This window comes from Bacillus manliponensis (assembly GCF_000712595.1).
Classification (GTDB): Bacteria; Bacillota; Bacilli; order Bacillales; family Bacillaceae_G; genus Bacillus_A; species Bacillus_A manliponensis.
In genome coordinates this window covers 70,628-92,185 of the sequence record NZ_JOTN01000009.1, presented here as the reverse complement: position 1 = coordinate 92,185, position 21,558 = coordinate 70,628, and the positions used below count along the sequence as shown (strand labels likewise).

The following is a 21,558-nucleotide window of genomic DNA, read 5'->3' as shown; positions in this document are numbered from 1 at the left end:
AAACCTAAAAGAAGAGATTTTCTCGTGAACTTATACACATACTTCTTACACTCTTCCTACAATATCAAACTATGCATAAGATGTGAAGAAATTTCACTTTCTTTTCCATTATTTACGAAATAACAAGTAGTAATAACCCTTGGACAATTCCAATTAACCCACCCAATAACGCACCTAAATACGTAATCATCTTTAATTCACTTTTCGTAATTGATAATACGAGATCTTCTAATCGTTCTGTTGAAAATGTCTCAACTTCTTTTTCTACCATATCTGCTAATTGAATGCGTTTAAATAGTTGTTCCACATTGTTAGATATCCAGCTTAGACCTTTTTTCACCGCATTTGGAATGAGTTGATTTACTATGTTTTCACGGATTGGCTCACACAGTTCTTCTACTGATTTATTAAAGAAAGATGCTACCGTTTCTTCTACTTTTACAGCGGATGTAATTGAAGTAACTACTTTTTCTTTCGAAAGAAACGTTTCAATTTCCTCTACTTTACGTACCTTTAGTTTTTCCCACTCTTTTCGCATCACATCTGTAAGCAACTGGTTTGTTCCGTCTTGTTTTAAAAACTTAATAACCTCTGGTTGCAAGCGATCAACTAAGCTTACATTCCCTAAAAACATCCCCACCATATTTAATAACGCGCCTCGGGAAGCAAAAAATTCATCAATCATTTTCGCAAGTCTTTGTTTTCCTTCTACACTTTCAAAAAACTGTACTGCTCTTTCAACAAAGAATGAAGAAACATTTGGGATATGCTCTTCTATTTTTTCATGTACAGATACCGGAAGAACATCTTCCCACGTTTGTGTGCTATACGTTTCAAATAAGGACGCTATCTTTTCTGAAAGTACATGTTCAATTCTTTTTACCGTTTGTTCTTCTAAGTGCTCTAACTTCAATTGCTCTAACACTTCTCTTAAACTTTCTTCTTTTGTTAGGAGCTTATGCACTTCTGTCTGCACCCATTCTGTAATCTCACGCTGAAATTTTTCATCCGTTAACTTCTTTTCGATTCCTTGTGGTGTTAATAAATGATCAACAACCATTTTTCCAAGTTGCACTGCTAATTCATCGCGGCGCTTCGGAATCAATCCAGGTGTGAACGGAACACGGTATTTTCCAATATATTTTGCTTGGTGCGGACGGAAGAGCATTTTAATCGCTAAATGGTTCGTTCCCCCTCCAATTAACGCCCCAAGCCCTGTCGTTGCTAATAAACTGAGCCATATATTCATAAGTATCAACCTTTCATTTCTCCAAGTATATGTATGTTTTATTATATATCCTACATGGCCAGCCAGCAAATCACATAGTCATATGACTACTTCTTCGAAAGTATAATGAGATGTAGTGGTTTATCCCACATGAACAGGTTGAAAATACACTGTATACCAGTATACACATACATGGTTACAAAAGGAGGATCTCGAACATTGAAAGACCTCATTTTCACACTCGAAATTGATGAACAAAACGAAACAGCTCTCTCTTTACCTTACATATTTTCTAACATCGTTCCACTACACTCTATTTATTTTGGCACAAAGTCTGTAAGCTGCAAGGACATCAACATCAACTACACAACAACATCACACATTCGTATTGGCACATCACTTGCTAAAGAACTTCATTTACCTTTCGCCGCACAGATGCATGTTTTTATAAAAGAAAACAATATTATACTTGGTCCACTTATCGGCATTTTCACCGCTGGCTTTACAGATTCAACGGAAAATCCGATAGGAGGCCGCTCGACTATATTCGCAGACTTTATTGCACCATCTGGAGACGCTCACCCTTTTATTTTTCTATTTGGTGGGCAACACATTAACTGGGAAGAAAAAACGATACATGGCTATTTTTATCATGAGAATGAATGGAAACAGTTTGACGTTCCTTTTCCAAATGTCATTTATGATCGACTTCCAAACCGAAAAGCTGAACTTTATCGTCCTATTATGCAAATTAAGAAACGGCTACAAACAGAATTTTCAATTCCACTATTTAACCCAGGTTTTTTTAACAAATGGAACATATACCGCGTACTTATATTAGATAAAATCGCTGCAACATTATTACCAGAAACAGAGCGCTTCCAAAACTTTGACCAAATAGAAGGATTTCTCTCCCGTCATGATAACGTATATATGAAACCTATTCACGGAAGCTTTGGAAACGGTATTCATCAAATTCATTATTCACGTAAAGATAATATGTATTATTGCCGCTATCGCGATGAAAACACAAATAAATTACGAAAATATCGTTCGCTAGAAGTATTAATAAATCACTTATTACAAGGTTATGATTTAAATACATTCCTCGTTCAGCAAGGTATTCCTTTACTTCGTATTAACGATCAAGCTGTCGATTTTCGAATTCATACAAATAAAAACCGGGCAGGAGTTTGGACAGTAAGTACGATGGTCGCGAAACTAGGTGGAAAAGGAAGCGTTACAACGCATGTAAGAAGTGGTGGCGAAATTAAATTACTTCATGAAATCTTTGAAGACGAACAAATATGTAGACGGGTAACAAATATGTTAGCAAATGCAGCATTATATATTAGTGGGCTCATCGATAAACATGTACAGGGCCACATTGGGGAAATTGGCTTTGATCTCGGCCTTGATAAAAACGGACACATTTGGCTATTTGAAGCAAATTCAAAGCCAGGAAGAACTGTATTCCAAAATGAGAAATTACAAAGCAGTAACGCGCTAACGAAACAACTATTTTGTGAGTATGCGATTTATTTAACAGAACGCTTTTCAAGCCCGATAAAGTGAAACTTCAATCAGTGGGGTTTTCTCCATCCCCACTGATTGTTAGCCCGACCAATCGGGCATTTACGGGCTGTTTGTCTCCCACCTAACCTTCTTCGCTTCTCTCAAGTTTTGAGGTAGAGTCTTACAGCCCGCAAATAGCAGGATAAAATGAAACTAGAAAAATCCGTCTCACATAATCGAGACGGATTTTTTATATAAGAGCAATCGCTACTTCTGTTTGCTGCCCGCACGCCCCGCAGTACATGACATGCATACAATACCGCTGTGAGTTATTCACGGTAAGTCCATCAACAGCTGTTAACAACTCTTGATCCATATAAGCACTATAATCATCAATATAATCAACAACTTTTCCGTAGTCTTGCAGTGTATTCATGCAGTTTGCACATGTATGTTGTTCCTGTTGCAATCCATTACAAAATGGACATATAGCCATATATACTCCCCCCAAATCGATTTCAGTCGTTTTCACATATAGTATGTGAAACGAAAACATTACTATGTAAACAGCAAAATACAAATTCAAGATTTTTTTACATAAATTACAAAATCCTATTTTCGTATATCTTTTTCACCATCAACCATACTATAAGTACATTCACCTTAACCGATGGATTAGCGCCAAACGGGGCGATAATCTGGTTCAAATCCAGCTAATCCAACCAAAAAATTTTCTAACCTATAAGGAGGATATATTCCTATGGCAAACCAAAGTTCTTACAATCAATTAGTAGTACCTGGCGCAACAGCTGCAATCGATCAAATGAAGTATGAAATCGCTCAAGAATTCGGCGTACAATTAGGTGCTGATTCTACATCTCGTGCTAACGGCTCTGTAGGTGGAGAAATTACAAAACGTTTAGTAGCAATGGCTGAGCAAAGCCTTGGCGGATTCCAAAAATAAATAATATATGGCAAAAAGGTCTCAAGCATCGCTTGAGACCTTTCTTAATGAAACATTTGTAAAAATCGCTTCGTTCGCTCTTCTGTTGGATTTGTAAGAACTTCATCTGGCGTACCTTGTTCGACAATTACGCCTCCATCCATAAAGATGACGCGATCCGCAATTTGATGTGCAAAGCGCATTTCGTGTGTAACGATAACCATCGTCATGCCCTCTTTTGCAAGTTCTTTCATAACACCTAATACTTCTTGCACAAGTTCCGGATCTAGCGCTGAAGTTGGTTCATCAAATAAAATCACTTCCGGCTCCATCGCAAGCGCACGGGCAATTCCAACGCGCTGTTGCTGTCCACCTGAAAGCTGAAACGGATATAGGTCTTTTTTATCGCTCAAACCAACTTTTGTTAAAAAGTACTCCGCTTTTTTCTTCGCTTCGTCTTTATTCATCCTTTTTACCGTGACAAGCCCTTCCATCACATTTTGAACAGCTGTAAAATGCGGGAATAAGTTATGATGTTGAAACACCATTCCTGTTTGTTTACGAAGATTAATAATATCTTGCTTCGTTACTTTTTTCGCAAAGTCGAGCTCTTTCTCTCCAATACGAATCGTGCCACCATTTGGTGTTTCAAGTACATTTAAACAACGTAAAAAAGTCGTTTTACCAGATCCAGAAGGACCGATTACAACAACAACTTCACCTTTTTGTACCGTTGCATCAATTTGCTTCAGAACGGTATTCTCACCGAAGCTCTTTTGTAAATTTTGAACTGAAATCATAATTATAAAAACTCCTTTTTGAAAAGGATTATTTTAACGTATAACGTGACGTACGTTTTTCTAGCATATCTTGACCGATAGATAAGACGAAGCAAATCGCCCAATAAATAAGCCCGGCTTCAAAATACACGATTAAAAATTCATAGTTCGATGCCGCAATCTCCTGTGCTTTTCGGAACATTTCCGTTACTAAAATTAATGAAGCGAGTGACGTATCTTTCACTAAACTAATAAATGTATTCGAAAGCGGTGGAATCGAAACACGGGTCGCTTGTGGTAAAATGACGCGTTTTAACGCTTGAGGATATGTCATCCCAATCGTATACGCTGCTTCCCACTGTCCTTTCGGAATCGATAAAATGGATGCGCGAATAATTTCCGATGCGTATGCACCTACATTTAATGAAAACCCAATTACAGCTGCTGGATACGGGTCAATGTTAATCTCAAGCGTGGGCAACCCATAAAAGATGATAAATAGTTGTACAAGTAGCGGTGTACCGCGAATAATAGATACATAGACGCGAGCAATCCATTGTAAAATACGATTATTTGAAATACGAGCTAACGCTGTAAGTGTCGCTAATATCATCCCAATCGTAAATGAAATAAGCGTTAATGGAATTGTAGAAAGCAGAGCTTCCTTCAATAGTGGCATGAAGGAAGTCTGCATAATGTCCATCCAAACAGATAATCTATCTGGTGTAACGATTGTACTACTTAGATACATTGTCACCGAACCATTTTTCTACAATTTTGTCGTACGTGCCATCTTTTTTCATTTCATCTAACGCTTTATTTACTTCTTTCACTAATGAATCGCTACCTTTACGGAACATAAGTCCACTTTTAGATGCCTCTTCTGCTGTTGCTGCCACTTTAATATTTGCATCTTTCTTTGTTTGTAAGTAGTTCAGTACTGATAAATGGTCATTAATTGTGAAATCAACGCGGCCGGATCCCAGCAGTTCTACTGCTTGGCTAAAGCCTTCTACACCAACAATTTCTGCTCCATTTTCTTTTGCCATATCGCTATAGTTACTCGTTAATGATTGCGCTGCTTTTAATCCTTTTACATCTTCAAAAGAAGCTGGCTTCTCTTTATCTTTTGGAATAACAAGTGCTGCTGAAGACGTAATATATGGATCTGAGAAATCATATTTCTTTTGACGATCTTCACGAATACCAACTTGGTTCGCAATCATATCAAAACGCTTCGCGTCAAGACCAGCAAATAAGCTATCCCACTGTGTTTCTTTAAATGTAACCTTCACACCCATACGTTTTGCAACTTCTTCTGCTATTTCAACATCAAAACCAGTTAATTTGTTGCTTTCGTCGTGGAATGTAAATGGTGGGTATGTACCTTCTGTTCCAACTACAATCTCACCACGATCTTTTATACTTTGCAGAGCATCTTTGCTTGCTCCGTCTTTTTCTTCTTTATTCCCACCACAACCTGCTGTAATTCCGATCGCAAGTGTAGCTACTGCAAAAATAGAAAATAACTTCTTCATAATGACCCTCCAAGTATTCTGATAGGAATTAAATGATTAATATTGATTATAGATAATGTTCTCTCATTTTTCAATGAAAATGTTCGACATTATTGTTTCCTATTTTATGAAAATAAACCGAATAGATTTTCATAATATAAACAAAAAATAAGTAACGTTTTAAAATATAGCACTTATCTAAAAAAAGGGAAAGAAAAAAGCTGTTCCAAGTAAGAGACTACTTGGAACAGCTTTTCATACTACTACGCACTTTCACTTCCCGCAATTTGCGTTTTATACATATTGTAATAACGGCCCTTCTTTGCCATTAACTCTTCATGTGAACCCTTTTCAAAAATTCGACCACGGTCTAGTACGATAATTTGATCTGCACTTTTAATCGTAGAAAGGCGATGAGCAATGATAAATGTCGTTCTTCCTTTTTTTACGATTTCTAATGCCTTTTGAATCATCGCTTCTGTTTCTGTATCAATGTTTGATGTTGCTTCGTCTAAAATTAAAATTGCTGGATCAAATGCAAGGGCACGCGCAAAAGAAATGAGCTGTCTTTCCCCAGATGAAAAAGTACTCCCTTTTTCTGTTACCATTTCTTCTATATTATCCGCAAAGCGTTCCGCCCCAACATCGTAAAGTGCCTTCTTAATGCGCTCAATTGAAATCTCTTCTTTTTCTAAACTTACATTAGAAGCAATCGTTCCTGTAAATAAGAATGGATCTTGCAATACAATTCCCATATGTTCACGAAGCGCTTGCTTTGAAATATCTTTTATGTCATAACCGTCAATGGTGATTTTCCCTTTTTGAAACTCGTAAAACTGGAATAGCACATTTAAAACAGAGCTCTTTCCTGAACCAGTATGACCAACAAGTGCAACTGTTTCTCCTTGTTTCGCCTCAAATGAAATATTCTTTAACACTTCATCTTTACCGTTATAAGAAAATGAAACATCGTCGAACTTTATATTTCCGCGAAGACGAGGAATATGCTCCTCCTCTACCGCTTCTCCCTTTTCATCTAACAACTCAAATACACGTTCACTCGCAACCCTTGCTTGTTCTAAGTTCGCAAGTTGATTCACCATTTGCGTGATTGGTGAAAATAAGCGGTTCAAATAATCAATAAACGCATATAGCACACCGAGCGACACAATTCCTGTAGCGCTTAATGATGCACCGCCAAAATACCAAATAACAGCCGTGAACGCAATATTGCGAAGTACGCCAACTAAATTGTGTGACGTCGCCGCATTTAACGTTAAAATTTTCGTTTGATATTTATAGTAATCTGCGTTTAACTCTTCAAACTCGTCTTTCGTCGCACGCTCTTGACGAAACGCTTGAATGATTGTCATCCCGTTTATCGATTCATTCACCATTCCGTTAATATCCGATAAACGGGAACGCATTTTATGATTGTAAGCCGATGCATACTTTCGGTAAAAGAGCGCCCATACATACAAAATTGGAACAATAACTAAACAAATAAGAGCGAGCTTTATATCTAGTAAAAATAATGCGACGAAAATACCAATAATATAGATAAAACTCGCAACAAACGTCGAAAGCACCGTTACATAAAACTCTCGAATTGCCTCCGTATCATTTGTTACACGCGAAACGACCTTACCTGCTGGTAAATGATCAAAGTAGTGCACGGGTAATGTTTGAATATGGGCAAACACTTCTTCACGCATAATTTGAATAATTTTATTCGCCGACTTCTGCAAATAAAACTGCTTTCCATATGAGAAAATGGAAACGATAATGAGTAGTGCAAAATAACCACCACCAAGCCACAAGAGCCGTTTTACTTCCGGTTCATAAAACGAAAAAACCTCTTCTTTCGTTAATTTTGTCGCTTTATATACTTGCGTTGCTTCCCCATTTCTCACCGTTATCACATTTCCTTTAACGGATTGCTCTCCTCCCGCAATTACTTTACTTGGGATAAAGTAATATTGAAATCCAATTTGCAGGACGCGCACTTCTTTTCCTTTCATTTCTCCTTCTTGAAAACGATCTGTACGTTTATACCATTTTCCATTATATAAAACAGCGTCCTCACCTTTTACCGTTTCATGCCACGGCTTTTCAATACCAACGATGTGCTCATCAATCATCTGTTTTGCAACAAACGGACCAGCAAGCTCAGCCGCAACGAAAATTAATAACATAATAAGCGCTGCGATGATGGTCTTCTTCACCTTCATCGCATATTGAAACAATCGTTTTCCAACGCTCATATTTTCACCTCACCTTCTGTTTTTCCTCCTTGTTGTCTTTCAAATTGTTCTTTATACCAGCCTTCTTTTTCAAGAAGCATTTCATGTGTACCTGCTTCGATAACCTCTCCTTCATCCATCACAAGAATCCAATCTGCATGTTCAACCGCTGACAAACGATGCGCGGTAATAATTGTCGTCTTATCGCTTCGTTCCTCTTTAATACTTTCAATAATTGCAGCTTCTGTACGAGCATCAACAGCTGATAACGAATCATCTAGTATGAGCACTTCTGGATTTTGAATAACTGCACGAGCAATCGAAATCCTTTGCTTTTGTCCACCAGATAACGACACACCTTTTTCTCCAACAAGTGTTTCTAATCCATCTGATAAAAACTCTAAATCATGTTTGAATGCAGCAATTTCAATTGCCTTTTCCAATTCTTCTTCCGTTGCCTCTCGGTTACCGAACAAAATATTTTCCTTCGCTGTTTTTGAAAATAAAATATGCTCCTGTGGTACATAACCAATCCAGCTTAATATTTTATCAACAGGAAGATTTTGAATCGGTACATTGGAGATTGTAATTTCTCCCGATCCAACTGGGTATTGACGAAGCAGCTGACGAACAAGCGTCGTCTTCCCGCTTCCTGTCTTCCCAACGATTCCAAGTGTTTCGCCGCGCTGTAATGAAAACGATACGTCCTTTAAATTTGGCTCCGAAGAAGATGGATACGAGAACGACACATCGTCGAAATCAATATAATCAAGATCATCTACCCGTCTTGGTTTTCTTGCATCTTTTACATCTGGTTCATATGCTAACGTTTCATTCACACGATCAAGCGACGCGTTTCCGCGCTGCATCACGTTAATGAGTTCTCCAATCGCAAACATCGGCCAAATCATCATACCGAGGTAAACGTTAAACGAAACAAGTTCCCCAAGCGTGACCGTATTTTTAAAAACAAGAAATGCCCCGTATACAAGGCCAATTAAATAACTAAGACCAACAAGCATTTTCACTGTTGGTTGAAACAGCGCATCAATCGTGGCAACTTTCATGTTTTTCATATACACATCTGTTGCAAGCGTATTAAAGCGCTGCTCATCCGCCTTTTCCTGCACATAAGCTCGAATCACTCGCACACCACTTACCGATTCAAGTACTTTATCATTCATATCACCAAATGCATCTTGTGCTGTCGTAAAGCGTTCATGTAACCTCTTACCGTAAATACTCATCGCATACGCCATAATTGGCAGTGGCAGCAATGCTGCAAACGTTAACTTCCAGCTAATTGAAAATCCCATCATCAAGACGATGGTAAGCATATATAAGCTAGAATCAACGAGTGTTAAAATACCAAAACCAGCTGTCATCGAAATCGCTTTTAAGTCATTTGTCGCCCTTGCCATTAAATCGCCTGTTCTGTTCCGGTGATAAAAGGTTGGCGTCATTTTTAATAAATGTCCCATAAATTTCGTACGCATCGTTTTTTCTAGTACGAACGCACCACCAAATAACTGATATTGCCATATATATGTGAGTACATAACCAACCACCGTTACGCCAAGTAAGATCCATATATAATCAATAATTCCTCCATTCGTTAACTCTCCCGCCTTTATATCATCAATTGCGAGTCCGATAACTTTTGGCGGAATAATTTCAATGATATTCACAATTAATAAACAACCAATTGCTATACTGTACCTTTTCCAATGTTCTTTAAAAAACCATACTAATTTCTGTAATACAGAAAACAATTTCATCTCTCCCTTCGTTACATAAATGGGGACATTCGCTTATTATCCACTATCAAAGCCCTCTGCTTGTAATTCGATTCTTTTATACTTTTTCATATTCTTTCCTCCTCTGCTTTTCTTTCTATATCGCTACCATGTAACACATGGAAACAACCAAAAAGACAAAAAAACGCATACCGTCGCTTTGACGATATGCGAAAAACGCATAAAAGCAGACGCCACGACACACGCAACGTCTGCTTTTTCTTTCAACAAAAAGAAAACTCAGTTCTCGTATAGGTTGCGTGATGATATATGTTTGTTTTCGTTACGAACTAGGACAAATTCAACCATGTTAACCATTACAATCATCACACTAACCTCCTTTGTTATTTTTTCCATTTTTAATTTTATAACTTTACTTACTTTTCTGTCAATTGTTTTTTTCTTACTTGTATAAAACGGGCAAGTAACACAAAAAATGAATATGATATTGAAAAGTTTCTAACACAAATCCCATACATTTTTAGCCATATGAGATAAATTTTATGTGAAAAATATTTAAGAAATCGTTTTCATAAACATTTCATTTGAAAAAAAATTTGAAACCCCCTACAATCACCATATACTCACTCTTACATCGTTGTAACTAGGAGGATTTATTATGACAACAAGTACTACGTATAAATTTTATATAAACGGAGAATGGAAAGAAAGTTCATCTGGACAAACAATTGAAATTTCTTCTCCTTATTTACATGAAACAATTGGAGAAATACAAGCAATTACACAAGGTGAAGTAGATGAAGCAATTCAATCTGCACAATTAGCACAAAAAGATTGGGCTGAAGCTTCTCTTCAAGATCGTGCGAAATATTTATATAAATGGGCTGATGAGCTTGTAAATATGCAAGATGAAATTGCTGACATCATCATGAAAGAAGTTGGAAAAGGCTACAAAGATGCGCAAAAAGAAGTTGTGCGTACTGCAGACTTAATTCGTTACACAGTTGACGAAGCGCTTCATATGCATGGCGAAAGCATGATGGGCGACAGCTTCCCTGGCGGTTCGAAATCAAAGCTTGCAATTATTCAACGCGCTCCGCTTGGCGTTGTACTAGCAATTGCACCATTTAACTATCCTGTAAACTTAGCGGCAGCAAAACTTGCACCAGCACTTATTATGGGAAATGCCGTTATCTTTAAACCAGCAACACAAGGAGCAATTAGCGGTATTAAAATGGTAGAAGCACTTCATAAAGCAGGTCTTCCAAAAGGACTTGTTAACGTAGCAACAGGACGCGGTTCTGTTATCGGTGACTACTTAGTTGAGCATGCTGGCATCAATATGGTATCGTTCACAGGTGGTACAAATACAGGTACACATTTAGCGAAAAAAGCGACAATGATCCCACTTGTACTAGAGCTTGGCGGTAAAGACCCTGGTATCGTTCGCGAAGATGCAGACTTACAAGAAGCTGCGAAGCACATTATTAGCGGTGCGTTCTCATACTCTGGTCAGCGCTGCACAGCAATTAAACGCGTTCTTGTCCATGAAAATGTAGCGGACGAGCTTGTTGGTTTACTAAAAGATGAAATCGCAAAATTATCTGTTGGCTCTCCTGAAGACAACAGCACAATCGTACCGTTAATTGACGATAGCTCTGCTGACTTCGTTCAAGGATTAGTAGACGATGCAGTAGAAAAAGGCGCAACAGCTGTTATCGGTAACAAACGCGAACGCAACTTAATTTACCCAACGCTGATTGACCATGTAACAGAAGAAATGAAAGTTGCTTGGGAAGAACCATTTGGTCCAATTCTTCCAGTCATCCGCGTCTCTTCTGACGAAGAAGCAATTGAAATTGCGAATAAATCAGAGTTTGGTTTACAAGCAAGTGTGTTCACAAAAGATATCAATAAAGCATTTGCAATCGCAAACAAAATTGACACAGGTTCTGTCCAAATTAACGGACGTACAGAACGCGGCCCAGACCACTTCCCGTTCATCGGTGTGAAAGGTTCTGGTATGGGTGCACAAGGTATTCGTCGTAGCCTTGAGTCCATGACGCGTGAAAAAGTAACAGTATTAAACTTAATGTAATTTGAAGAAGCAGATTCTAAAGGACTTTGTCTTTTAGAGTCTGCTTTTTTTATGTTCCTCTAGCTCCTCTTCATTTGTAATAATGATTGCTTTCCTTTCATATTTTTGCACGAGCTCTGTAATGACTTTCCGATTTTTCTTTTCATGTAAATGTGTCCACCGTATCATGCTTACTAGCATAGAAAAGGATGGTTTATAATGCGACTTTTCTATTTTGAAACATTGGAAAATCCATCTTTTGATCACTCTATATAACCGAACGGAATACGAAGGGTCTAAAAAAATAATAACGTCTGCTTTCTCTAATGCGGGAGTAACCCACGATTGATAATGGGCACCTTCAATAACCCAACTTTCTTTCATCATAAGGCTTTGTAAATAATCATCCCTCTCAGCCTCTATTCGCCTTATATCTCCTGCTTCTGACCTGATCCACACGACATTATCTAACTCAATATGAGGGATATTTTTTCTTTCACATAACTTTTTTGCTAAAGTCGTTTTTCCACTTCCAACAGCTCCAATAATATGGACTTTATTCACAGTAGAAAGTTGCATCATTTCCCCCCGCATTTAAAATAACAGAATTTTCAGTATGATAATTATATACCAGAGTACGAATCCGTTACCAAATTATTTATATTCTATTATAAAGTTTAATTGATACAAAAGAACATTTGTTCTATAATAAAAATTAACAATATATGGAGGTGCACAAAATGAGACCTACTTTAACAAAAAAAATTAACTTGAATGACTTTAAAGAATACTACTGGCTAAAAGAAGAACTACAAACCTTTTGCCGCGAAAATGGATTAAGTGCCTCAGGTTCAAAATTAGAAATTACGGCGCGCATTGAAGTCTTTCTCACAACTGGAGAAATTCAAAAGCCAACTCGCACGCGAAAAATAGCTGTAAAGAAGACAGAAAAACTTACTCTCGATACTGTCATTACCGAAAATCACCGCTGCACTCAAGAAGTACGCGCCTTTTTCAAAACAGTCATTCCAAAATTTCATTTTTCTACTTATATTCAAAACTACTTCAAAGACAATGTCGGAAAAACATATCGTGATGTTATAGAGGCTTGGCATGAAGAAGAAAAACGAAAGAAAGATCCAAAGTATAAAAAAGAACTTGCCCCGCAGTTTGAATATAACCAGTTCATTCGTGATTTTTTCAGCGATCCACACAACAAAGGAAAGAGCCGTGAAGACGCCATTTCGTGTTGGAATGAAACGAAAGCACAACCGGGCAGTAATAAGTACGTAAGAGAATAATCACTTTCGAAATTATCGAAATTCATATATTTCCATTGACGAATAAAAATTCATTTGTTACCCTTACCTATATTAACTTTATATTTCAAATCCTCATTCGTATCTCGATGAGGTAGAGGTTGCATCCATTAATAGTATCGTTCAGGAGATGTTGTGGCATTGATGAATGAACGAGAAAGGAATGGTTGCCGAAGTGAGACATGCCCACTGCATTGTCTTGCTGGGTCTGTACTGAATAAGTGCAGAACTGTCACAAGTAGCAATACTTGTGGAGAGCTATCAAGAGATATGTCCGTGGGTTTCTTATGAGATTGAGAAGCGCGTGAACATCGTTACGTGCTTTTTTTGTTTTATACGGAACTTAAGACATACATATCTCCTTGCTTCGCTTGGTTATACTAACTTTGGAGGTATTTTCTATGCAACAGAAAAAATGGGGCTTTTGGGTCCTAACAGCGTTTGTCGTCGGCAACATGGTCGGCGCTGGTATTTTCATGGTACCAAGTACACTCGCTCAAACAGCAAGTCCACTTGGTGTAACACTAGCTTGGTTAACAACAGGCTTTGGTGTATTAATGTTAGCTTTAGTTTTCGGTAATTTAGCAATTCGTCGCCCTGATTTAACAACTGGGCCACAAAGTCATGCATACGCATTGTTTTCATCTGAGAAAAAGAAAACAATGGCTGGTTTTAGCATGGTTTGGGGTTACTGGGTTGCAAACTGGGCAAGTAACGTCGCAATTATTACATCATTTGCTGGATATTTATCAATCTTTTTCCCAATTATGAAAGATACACGTCTTCTCTTCTCCATTGGAGGATTTGACGTTGAACTTGGAAAGCTTGTTACATTCTCTATTTGTACTTTCTTACTATGGAGTACACATCTTATTTTAGCGAACGGTGTGAGTGGTGCTGGAAGATTAAACTTCTTCGCAACAATCGCAAAAGTAACAGGATTTCTTCTCTTTATCGTTGTTGCACTATTTGCATTCCAAGCTTCAAAACTTGGACAATGGTATACACCAATTATTGATGCAAACGGTACATCACATGGGCTATTATCACAAATAAACTTAGCTGCCCTAACAACATTATGGGCGTTTATAGGAATTGAATCAGCGGTGTTATTATCAAACCGTGCTGTTTCTCCAAAAATCGTAAAACGCGCAACAATTACAGGACTTTTACTAACAGTAGCTATTTATTTAGGTATTACTATTTTAACGATGGGTGTTCTTCACCTAGATGTATTACAAGCATCTGATCGTCCACTAGCGGATGCATTAGAAGCAGTAATGGGAAGCAGCGGTGGTAAACTGATGGCACTGCTTGCGTTAACATCTTTATTCGGTTCGATTCTTGGCTGGATTTTATTAAGCTCTGAAGTACCGTACCAAGCTGCAAAAGAAGGATTCTTCCCTTCCTTCTTCACAAAAACAAATAAAAAAGGCAGTCCAATTTACTCACTGCGCTTAACAAACATTATGTCACAAGTATTCCTATTCTCAACATTATCAGGAACAATTGCTGAAGCATACACGTTTGTTATTACAGTATCAACGCTTGCGTACTTAATTCCGTACCTCGTTTCCCCAATATTCCAGTTAAAACTCGTGACAACTGGTGAAACATACGAAAACGAAAAAGGCGCTCGCATCATGGACGGTATCATCGCTGTCGTTGCCCTTGTGTATGCATTATGGGTAATTAAAACAGGTGCTGCTGATTTAAAAACATTCTTCCTTGGAATCGGATTGTTTGTAGTAGGCTTTGCCTTCTACCCACTTATGCGTCTTGATAAAAAGCGCACAGAAGAAAAAAATAAAGCCGAGAAAATTGCGTAAATGTGTTCTTAGTTATGAAAGCCCCCGGAGCGAATTGCTTCGGGGGCTTTTCTCGTTTCATTTAAGATGAATCGCTGAATCCAACATGTAAACCGCTGAATTAAATTCAATATCGCTGAATCCCATCAAACTGCTATTTACATCCGTTAAAACTCCACATAAAACGGCTGCTTTTCTTCATCTAGACAATACAAGATTCTCTCTTTGAAATTTTTCCACGTTACCATTTGCAATGCTACCTCAACTGGAAAGAACCCAACTTCCAAACTTTCCGGAGACGTTGTTAATTTCCCACCCGTTACTTTTCCTAGAAACAGCGTATTACAAATCGAGCTTTTTACATTTTGAAATACACCGCAAAACTTAATGATTTCAATATCAATGCCCGTTTCTTCTTTCGTTTCTCTTATCGCAGCTTCTCTTAATGATTCTCCTTCTTCCACTTGTCCACCTGGCATTTCCCAGCCTCGTTTTGGACCTTTTAGCAATAAGATTTCTCCCTTTTCATTCAGCGTGATTGTTGATGCGGAAAGAATGTGTTTTGGTGGTGAAAAGACACTCTGTTCTTTTGATATCATATCATTTCTCCTTTATCCCGCCTGCTCTACCTTCTCCTTCAAACGAGCAGACATACTGATTGCCTTTTTAAATAAGAAAATACTACTCACTCCAATGAAAAAGTACAATGCACCCATTCCTAGTGAAGGAATAAATGATCCAACCATAATACCTAGTGCGCCAAGCATTTTAGCCAATTGAAACACCATACTGTTAATTGCCATATAAGAACTTCTTGCATCATCTCGCACCATGTCTGCCATAATTGATTGACGAACTGGAACGTACATCATTTCTCCAATTGTTTGAAATAGTCCTGCTAATAGTAAAATCCATAACGTATTGCTAAAACCAAGTATCGTATAACCGATTGTGTAGATGAATAACCCTTTATAAAACACTTTTTGATCATCAAAGCGGCTCAGCAGCTTTACCATAAGAGCGGAACATAACACAATTAATACTGTGTTCTCCGTGGAAATCCAGCTCATCATTCGAATGCCTGTTAGATCAAATGTCCATCCGTTTGAAAATGCAAATTGAATCGTTTCAAATTCTTTTTGCAAACGAACACCAATATAATTGCTAAGCTGAAACTCAAGTGATAGTGTACATACACTAGCGATACAAAAAATAATAAACGCTTTATCTTTCATAACAACTTTATAATTGTCCGCCATTTCCCTTAGTACATTTTTCTTTTCTAGTTGCTTCTTCGCAACATACACTTCTTCCATATATGCAGTAATTAAATAGAGCGTTAAAATCGATATCACTGTTAATAACATAAATAGCTGAAAGCGATATTCTTCAAATAATAATCCACCAAAGATCGCTCCAATCGCAATCGATAAGTTAATAGCCCAGTAGTTAATGCTGTACATCATCTTTCTATTTTCCGGTGTGCTCACATCGATTAACATTGCTTCTGTCGCTGGGTTCATGATTCCCGCGCCAAGGCTATGGATAAGCATAAAGAAAAACGTAAGCCACGGTGAATCAATATACTCTGAGTTTGCAACTCCCATACAAGCAATCGCAACAACTTGAACAACTTGTCCTGCCACCATTACTTTTTTACGTCCTAATCTGTCGGCAATATAACCGCCGTATAATCCGATAATAAGCGACGCCATTACGTTTATGAGTAGAAGAATACCCGCAAGCATACTTCCTAATTTCACTGAAAAATAAATGGCCATAAACGGAAAAATCATCGTTCCAACTGTACGTGTTAAAAATGAAGTGATAATCCTAATCTTTATATTTCGATGCATTTCCCAAAATCCCATTGTTCTCTCCCCCTTATGTCTATCCATTTTACTTTGAAAAAAAGGAAGAAAAAGGTTAAAATATTTTGAATAGTTTCCCCTTTTACAATATAAGGAGTGAGAACACGATGAAAATTATGGAGCACTATATTCGGCTAAGACTTTCTTTCCAAGACGAGCAACACATTCAAAAAAGCTTACAAGAACTTGCTGACGTTTTATTTTGCAGTACAAAAAACGTTAAGCTCTTACTCCGAAAAATGAGCAATGAACAATTAATTGCATGGATACCAGGAAGGGGCCGTGGAAATAAAACAGAAATTACTTTTCTTCACAACTTTTCAAGTTGCATAGAAGACTATGCAAAAAAGCTACTAGAAAACGATAAACTACAAGATGTATTTGTCTTATTAAAAGAACCCCTTCCAGCTGCGCTCCACCATAAAATAGAAGACATGCTACATCAGCATTTTGGCTATGGCACGACAAATGAGATGTATGACGTACTAAAAATACCAAGAGGAAGAAAATTACTTCCCTTAGATCCAGCGTTTGTTGGCATTGCAACAGAGAGTCACCTCATCAGCCAAATTGTCGATACGTTAGTGATTTATAATGAAGAAACAGATACAATCGAACCGCATTTAGCACATAGCTGGGAAGTAAGCGAAGATCAAACGAGATGGACATTTTATTTACGAAAAGGTGTCCGTTTTCATCACGGAACTATGTTATCTTCAAAGGATGTTGTTTTCTCTTTTGAGCGATTGCAACAAGTAAATTCACCTTATCGTTGGTTAACAGATCATATTACTCATATTGAAATGCCATCACCATTACAAGTGACGTTTCACTTACGAAAACCAAATTTATTTTTCCTTCATTTCGTAAGCTCTGTGCAACTTTCGGTTTTACCGCACGATGTCACTGTGGAAGATTACCGTTATATTGGAACGGGTCCATTTAAAATCAAAACTTTTAATGAAGACAATTTAACATTAGAAGCTTTTCCAGACTATTTTAAAGAAAGAGCCTTATTAGATGAAATTCAATTTTGGTTTGTACCAGATGCGGTAAAAGCAGGAGCACATTATGAAGTCCCAAATATCACTGACGAAGAAGAAAGAGAAGTACAAATTGAAGAAGTCGGCTGTATATATGCGGCCTTTAACTTCAACAAGGATGGACCACATCATGATATATTTTTCCGAAAAGCATGGAGAGAGATTTTAGATGCAAAAGCATATATTGACGAACTTGGTGGCATGCGAACCATTCCTTCATATAGCTTCTTTCCAAATAGAAGCCGCACGAAATACGAAGAGCGCTCTTTATATAAAGCAAAAGAACATTTACAAAAAAGTTGTTATAATGGTGAAACAATTCACATTTACTTCTTTGAATTTAAAACAGGTCACGAAGATGCATTATGGATGCAAAACAAGTGTGAACAATTAGGAATAAAAATAGAGTTACACCCTTTTCCGGTTACTGATTACCTCGATGATTCTATTGAAAAGCAAGCTGATATGATCTTAATGGGGGAAATTTTTGATAGTAATATCGAAATGGCTTTTTTAAATGTATTTCAAAATAAAACGTGCTTCATTGAACGATTTATGAGTGATGATTATAAAGCGAAAGTGTATGATATGCTACAAACGTTCTTAACAGAGCCAAACAAAGAAACACGCTACGATATCATGTATGAAATAGAGGAATATTTACAAAAAGAGCACGTCATTCACTTCCTTCATCATCTACAAAAGAAGAAAAGCTATCCAGTCTCTTTGCAAAATGTGACGATTGATTCGTTTGGTTGGACTGATTTTGCGAAGCTTTGGATTCGGCCTTAGTAAGCAACTGCCTCACAATTCGAAGTTTCGAATATGTAACAAGTTTTATGATGACTACATAAAAGACTCAATGATTTTCATGTCGAATTCAGCGATTCTTAAAAAAGGAGTTGTTCCCAAAGTAACTATACCTTTGAAACAACTCCTTCTTTTCATACAGAACGTAAAGAAAACCTTTTACCTGCTCCAATATAATTCAATAATGGGATATCTTCCTCAATAATATAGCCAATAACATTCACTTTATCATGTTTCGGTAAATCTACTTTCGTAATTTGTACTTCACCTGCATATCTTCCATATAACTGATTATCAATTGTAACTGCACCTGCTCTCCGATTCATCGTATTCATCGGCTGAAGATGAGATTTCTCTATGAATTGATATTCTCTCGATTCAACTGAACGAACGACATCACGAGCAGGATCAAGCCGATTTGTATGGACTCTTTCAATCTTCGATAAAATAACTTGATCTTGTATAATCGGTTTATAGCGAAGCGGAATCATTCCTTCTTCCACTTTTCCTAGTTCTTGTATTGTGTTCTCTATAACACTTACATCACCAATCAATACTTTATCAACAAAGCAATCTTGTACAAGTTCTAAATATGATTGAAGCGGGCGATTGTTACGATGTTTCTCTAATGTTGGAAGCCCCTCATAAAGAGGCCCTCTCTTTTCACCGTCGCCTGAAATAAATGCCATCGTTTTTATACCACATTTTTGCAAATATTCATTTTGTTGTTGTAAAAATGACTTGGCAAGCCCTGTTTCCGGCCGTGGGTAAAAATTATGCCATGCTTCAATATGATTAACCTCAATTTTTTCATGTAATAACGCTTGCCAAAACGCTTCTGTGATTGTACTTGCATTTAGAGCAATCTTCATTTTATGAGATAGATTTGCAATTTTCTTTGGAGAAATGCCATAATCTACGCGAAGACCTGTTATTCCCCACTGTAACAATACTTCCACATTTTCATATGTTACATCTAAATGGTGTAACGACTTTGGGGAGATATCGACCATAAGCTCCATCTCATACTTACGTGCTTGCTGACCAAGTATTTGTAGTAACTCTTTATATGTCGACGGATCATCTTCCGGGATATGTAACGATGTAAAAATAGACGAAAAACCATGAGCTTTTGCTGTTTTAATCCACATTTCTTGTTGTTTCACTTTATCTTTTGCCAAATATATTGAAATGCCTATCATTCTATCATCTCCTTATATATAAAAAGGAGAAAGGTAACCCTCCCTCCTATATATTTTCACATATTTCTTCTTTAAAGCCGAAGAAATATGTGAAAATAAAACCAAATGTATAAGCAACAACAAGCCCCATAAAATAAAGCAAATATTTATTATCTGCAATTAACGGTATTAATGATAATCCTGATACACCAATCCCTAATGAAGCCGTTTGCATAACCGCCTGAAATGCACCGCCAAAAGCTGCTCCTAAACATGCAGTAAGAAATGGTCTTCCAAGTGGTAATGTTACCCCGTATAAGAGCGGTTCACCAATCCCTAAAAATCCAACTGGAAGTGCTCCTTTAATAATATTACGAAGGCGCTTATTCTTTGTCTTTGTATAAATCGCAATCGCTGCTCCAACTTGCCCCGCACCTGCCATTGCTAAAATTGTTAATAGTGGTGTTACTTGCGTTTGATTAATCATTTCCATATGAATTGGTGTTAATCCATGATGTAGACCAGCCATAACAAGTGGCAAGAACGTTCCAGCTAATACTGCACCTGCTACGGCACCACCAACATCTAGCACTGCATGAATTCCATTTGTAATTGCATCTGAAAGGAAACCAGCACCAGGTTGAATCGCTAAAATTGTTACTAAACTCACAACTAATACTGTAATTAATGGCGTTACAATAATATCAACTGCATTTGGTACTGCTTTTCGAACTTGTCTTTCCACAACTACCATGAGCCATGCAGCAAAGATAACTGCAAATAACCCACCACGCCCAGGGACAAGTGCTTCTCCAAATAACTTTATATTTGCTAGCGCTGGGTTAAAGATCAACATCCCGGCAATTGCTCCAAGTACAGGCGTACCTCCAAATTCTTTTGCTGTATTCCAGCCTACTAAAATACCTAAAAAGGTAAATATGCCGCCACCAATCAACAATAAAATTTGCAACCATACTGCCTCTGGGTTTGCTCCTGCATTCTTTGCAAAGTTTGCAATCCCATTTATAATCCCTGATGCAACAAGTCCCGGAATAAGTGGAATAAAGATGCTTCCTATTTTTCGCAAAAAGTTTTTAAAAGGTGTACTATTTTTCTTCTTTATTTCTCGCTTTTTATCCTGTCCAAGGTCCTCTAAATGACTCTCAGCTACTTCTCCAATTTGTAACCCTGTCAGTTTCTCCATTTCTTTCGCAACTTTATTCACAATTCCTGGTCCAACTACAACTTGTAACGTTTCATCTTCAATAACACCCATCACACCATCAACTTGCTTTAACTCTTCTATCTTTACTTCGTTTTCATCATGCATAGTCAGACGAAGACGCGTCATACAATGTGCAATACTACGAATGTTATTTATGCCCCCGAGTTTCTCAGTGATCTCTTTTGCCATTTGTATCTCTTTCTTCATAGCAGTTCCCCCTCCCCATTTTTTAGCTTTTATTC

18 protein-coding genes and 1 riboswitch are annotated in these 21,558 nt (G+C 37.5%); of the genes, 6 read left to right on the top strand and 12 right to left on the bottom strand.

What is annotated here, in order from left to right; genetic code table 11:
• Positions 1-112: 112 nt before the first annotated feature.
• The gene (locus tag BAMA_RS12315) at positions 113-1,258 is read right to left on the bottom strand and encodes a DUF445 domain-containing protein (protein WP_034639436.1); all 1,146 of its coding nucleotides are present in this window, start codon (positions 1,256-1,258) and stop codon (positions 113-115) included.
• A 189-nt stretch (positions 1,259-1,447) separates the two neighbouring features.
• Here BAMA_RS12315 and BAMA_RS12310 point away from each other — a divergent pair, with 189 nt between their 5' ends.
• Positions 1,448-2,803: a YheC/YheD family endospore coat-associated protein gene (locus tag BAMA_RS12310; protein ID WP_034639434.1), complete on the top strand. Its 1,356-nt coding sequence runs from the start codon at positions 1,448-1,450 to the stop codon at positions 2,801-2,803.
• A gap of 190 nt (positions 2,804-2,993) precedes the next feature.
• Here the strand turns inward: BAMA_RS12310 and BAMA_RS12305 are convergent, their stop codons facing one another.
• Positions 2,994-3,239 carry a hypothetical protein gene (locus BAMA_RS12305; RefSeq protein WP_034639432.1) on the bottom strand — a complete coding sequence of 82 codons (246 nt, stop codon included), beginning with the start codon at positions 3,237-3,239 and terminating at the stop codon, positions 2,994-2,996.
• A gap of 264 nt (positions 3,240-3,503) precedes the next feature.
• Here BAMA_RS12305 and sasP point away from each other — a divergent pair, with 264 nt between their 5' ends.
• Positions 3,504-3,707: a small acid-soluble spore protein, SasP family gene (gene sasP / locus BAMA_RS12300; protein WP_034639430.1), complete on the top strand. Its 204-nt coding sequence runs from the start codon at positions 3,504-3,506 to the stop codon at positions 3,705-3,707.
• Between the two features lie 44 nt (positions 3,708-3,751).
• Here the strand turns inward: sasP and BAMA_RS12295 are convergent, their stop codons facing one another.
• The 5 genes from BAMA_RS12295 to BAMA_RS12275 all read right to left on the bottom strand — a co-directional run bounded on the left by BAMA_RS12295 (position 3,752) and on the right by BAMA_RS12275 (position 9,997).
• Positions 3,752-4,486, bottom strand: a complete 735-nt coding sequence (locus BAMA_RS12295; RefSeq protein WP_034639424.1) for an amino acid ABC transporter ATP-binding protein — start codon at positions 4,484-4,486, stop codon at positions 3,752-3,754.
• 28 nt (positions 4,487-4,514) lie between these two features.
• Positions 4,515-5,216: an amino acid ABC transporter permease gene (locus BAMA_RS12290; protein WP_034639419.1), complete on the bottom strand. Its 702-nt coding sequence runs from the start codon at positions 5,214-5,216 to the stop codon at positions 4,515-4,517.
• On the bottom strand, positions 5,203-6,003 hold the full coding sequence (locus BAMA_RS12285) for an amino acid ABC transporter substrate-binding protein (protein ID WP_034639416.1): 801 nt from the start codon (positions 6,001-6,003) through the stop codon (positions 5,203-5,205). Before BAMA_RS12285 ends, BAMA_RS12290 begins: the two co-directional genes overlap by 14 nt.
• Positions 6,004-6,245: 242 nt before the next feature.
• A complete protein-coding gene (locus tag BAMA_RS12280) occupies positions 6,246-8,246 on the bottom strand; it encodes an ABC transporter ATP-binding protein (protein ID WP_034639414.1) in 2,001 nt (666 codons plus the stop codon).
• Entirely contained in the window at positions 8,243-9,997 is a 1,755-nt protein-coding gene (locus BAMA_RS12275; protein ID WP_034639412.1) for an ABC transporter ATP-binding protein, read from the bottom strand. Before BAMA_RS12275 ends, BAMA_RS12280 begins: the two co-directional genes overlap by 4 nt.
• A 643-nt stretch (positions 9,998-10,640) precedes the next feature.
• Here BAMA_RS12275 and BAMA_RS12270 point away from each other — a divergent pair.
• Positions 10,641-12,080, top strand: coding sequence for an NADP-dependent glyceraldehyde-3-phosphate dehydrogenase (locus BAMA_RS12270; RefSeq protein ID WP_034639411.1), 1,440 nt, complete (start codon positions 10,641-10,643; stop codon positions 12,078-12,080).
• Between the two features lie 33 nt (positions 12,081-12,113).
• Here the strand turns inward: BAMA_RS12270 and BAMA_RS12265 are convergent, their stop codons facing one another.
• On the bottom strand, positions 12,114-12,638 hold the full coding sequence (locus BAMA_RS12265) for a P-loop NTPase family protein (RefSeq protein ID WP_034639408.1): 525 nt from the start codon (positions 12,636-12,638) through the stop codon (positions 12,114-12,116).
• 161 nt (positions 12,639-12,799) lie between these two features.
• Between BAMA_RS12265 and BAMA_RS12260 the strand changes: the two genes are divergently transcribed.
• Together BAMA_RS12260 and BAMA_RS12255 are read left to right on the top strand one after the other, a co-directional pair.
• A complete protein-coding gene (locus BAMA_RS12260; RefSeq protein ID WP_034639405.1) occupies positions 12,800-13,360 on the top strand; it encodes a DUF6434 domain-containing protein in 561 nt (186 codons plus the stop codon).
• 105 nt (positions 13,361-13,465) lie between these two features.
• Positions 13,466-13,647: riboswitch (Lysine riboswitch) on the top strand.
• Positions 13,648-13,779: 132 nt separating this feature from the next.
• Positions 13,780-15,207 carry an amino acid permease gene (locus tag BAMA_RS12255; protein ID WP_034639402.1) on the top strand — a complete coding sequence of 476 codons (1,428 nt, stop codon included), beginning with the start codon at positions 13,780-13,782 and terminating at the stop codon, positions 15,205-15,207.
• 146 nt (positions 15,208-15,353) lie between these two features.
• Here BAMA_RS12255 and BAMA_RS12250 read toward each other — a convergent pair whose 3' ends face one another.
• The gene (locus tag BAMA_RS12250) at positions 15,354-15,785 is read right to left on the bottom strand and encodes an NUDIX hydrolase (protein WP_034639400.1); all 432 of its coding nucleotides are present in this window, start codon (positions 15,783-15,785) and stop codon (positions 15,354-15,356) included.
• Positions 15,786-15,797: 12 nt separating this feature from the next.
• Positions 15,798-17,057, bottom strand: coding sequence for an MDR family MFS transporter (locus BAMA_RS12245; protein WP_034639399.1), 1,260 nt, complete (start codon positions 17,055-17,057; stop codon positions 15,798-15,800).
• Between the two features lie 107 nt (positions 17,058-17,164).
• Here BAMA_RS12245 and BAMA_RS12240 point away from each other — a divergent pair, with 107 nt between their 5' ends.
• Positions 17,165-18,892: an SgrR family transcriptional regulator gene (locus tag BAMA_RS12240; RefSeq protein ID WP_034639397.1), complete on the top strand. Its 1,728-nt coding sequence runs from the start codon at positions 17,165-17,167 to the stop codon at positions 18,890-18,892.
• 152 nt (positions 18,893-19,044) lie between these two features.
• On the opposite strand, the gene BAMA_RS12235 is transcribed toward BAMA_RS12240, so the two are convergent.
• Positions 19,045-20,112 carry a DUF871 domain-containing protein gene (locus BAMA_RS12235; RefSeq protein ID WP_034639395.1) on the bottom strand — a complete coding sequence of 356 codons (1,068 nt, stop codon included), beginning with the start codon at positions 20,110-20,112 and terminating at the stop codon, positions 19,045-19,047.
• Positions 20,113-20,158: 46 nt separating this feature from the next.
• Positions 20,159-21,523, bottom strand: coding sequence for a PTS transporter subunit EIIC (locus BAMA_RS12230; RefSeq protein ID WP_034639393.1), 1,365 nt, complete (start codon positions 21,521-21,523; stop codon positions 20,159-20,161).
• Between the last annotated feature and the right edge of the window lie 35 nt (positions 21,524-21,558).

What these genes read in the sequence shown, in the direction of transcription:
- BAMA_RS12305 (WP_034639432.1), bottom strand. Translation starts at nt 3,239, where the DNA reads ATGGCTATATGTCCATTTTGTAATGGATTGCAACAGGAACAACATACA.
- sasP (WP_034639430.1), top strand. Translation starts at nt 3,504, where the DNA reads ATGGCAAACCAAAGTTCTTACAATCAATTAGTAGTACCTGGCGCAACA.
- BAMA_RS12295 (WP_034639424.1), bottom strand. Translation starts at nt 4,486, where the DNA reads ATGATTTCAGTTCAAAATTTACAAAAGAGCTTCGGTGAGAATACCGTT.
- BAMA_RS12290 (WP_034639419.1), bottom strand. Translation starts at nt 5,216, where the DNA reads ATGTATCTAAGTAGTACAATCGTTACACCAGATAGATTATCTGTTTGG.
- BAMA_RS12285 (WP_034639416.1), bottom strand. Translation starts at nt 6,003, where the DNA reads ATGAAGAAGTTATTTTCTATTTTTGCAGTAGCTACACTTGCGATCGGA.
- BAMA_RS12280 (WP_034639414.1), bottom strand. Translation starts at nt 8,246, where the DNA reads ATGAGCGTTGGAAAACGATTGTTTCAATATGCGATGAAGGTGAAGAAG.
- BAMA_RS12270 (WP_034639411.1), top strand. Translation starts at nt 10,641, where the DNA reads ATGACAACAAGTACTACGTATAAATTTTATATAAACGGAGAATGGAAA.
- BAMA_RS12265 (WP_034639408.1), bottom strand. Translation starts at nt 12,638, where the DNA reads ATGCAACTTTCTACTGTGAATAAAGTCCATATTATTGGAGCTGTTGGA.
- BAMA_RS12260 (WP_034639405.1), top strand. Translation starts at nt 12,800, where the DNA reads ATGAGACCTACTTTAACAAAAAAAATTAACTTGAATGACTTTAAAGAA.
- BAMA_RS12255 (WP_034639402.1), top strand. Translation starts at nt 13,780, where the DNA reads ATGCAACAGAAAAAATGGGGCTTTTGGGTCCTAACAGCGTTTGTCGTC.
- BAMA_RS12250 (WP_034639400.1), bottom strand. Translation starts at nt 15,785, where the DNA reads ATGATATCAAAAGAACAGAGTGTCTTTTCACCACCAAAACACATTCTT.
- BAMA_RS12245 (WP_034639399.1), bottom strand. Translation starts at nt 17,057, where the DNA reads ATGGGATTTTGGGAAATGCATCGAAATATAAAGATTAGGATTATCACT.
- BAMA_RS12240 (WP_034639397.1), top strand. Translation starts at nt 17,165, where the DNA reads ATGAAAATTATGGAGCACTATATTCGGCTAAGACTTTCTTTCCAAGAC.
- BAMA_RS12235 (WP_034639395.1), bottom strand. Translation starts at nt 20,112, where the DNA reads ATGATAGGCATTTCAATATATTTGGCAAAAGATAAAGTGAAACAACAA.
- BAMA_RS12230 (WP_034639393.1), bottom strand. Translation starts at nt 21,523, where the DNA reads ATGAAGAAAGAGATACAAATGGCAAAAGAGATCACTGAGAAACTCGGG.